Source organism: Roseivirga sp. UBA1976 (assembly GCF_002336325.1).
GTDB classification, from domain to species: Bacteria; Bacteroidota; Bacteroidia; order Cytophagales; family Cyclobacteriaceae; genus Roseivirga; species Roseivirga thermotolerans.
This window is the reverse complement of sequence record NZ_DDDQ01000127.1, coordinates 32,764-33,256: the sequence shown is the minus strand read 5'-3', so window position 1 is coordinate 33,256 and position 493 is coordinate 32,764. Positions and strand designations below refer to the sequence as shown.

General features: G+C 45.8%; 1 protein-coding gene. It reads right to left on the bottom strand.

What is annotated here, in order from left to right; genetic code table 11:
• Positions 1–493 (bottom strand): Ig-like domain-containing protein (locus B3763_RS12755; protein ID WP_286747000.1); only part of this gene is annotated, 493 nt, incomplete at both ends.

Here is a 493-nt window from a genome sequence, read left to right as displayed (position 1 = left end):
ATTCGATGCAGTGGCGTTGCCCAGAGAGATATCCCCTATCACAAAACCAGTTACATCTTCTGAGAAAGTGAAAGTTGCGGTGAAGGTTCCGTTTGTAGGGTCAGCTACAGTACATGTAATTGTAACACCTGGATTGGTCAAATCGGCTTCTACGCTAAATTGAGTAGCTGCAGTATTCCCGTTGGTTGCCGCATCTTCTGCTACATTAGCCACTACATCTATGGTCACCGTTCCGTCAGTCGTTGGTGTAATATCGGCCGTATAAATCGAGGCACTGGTTTGTGAGAAGTTCGAAGCAGTGGCGTTGCTCAGGGTGATATCCCCTATCACAAAACCTGTTACATCTTCACTGAAAGTGAATGTTGCGGTGAAAGTTCCGTTTGTAGGGTCAGCTACAGTACTTGTAATTGTAACATCTGGATTCGTTAAGTCGGCTTCTACGCTAAATTGAGTAGCTGCAGTGTTGCCATTACTTGCAGCATCTTGCGCCACA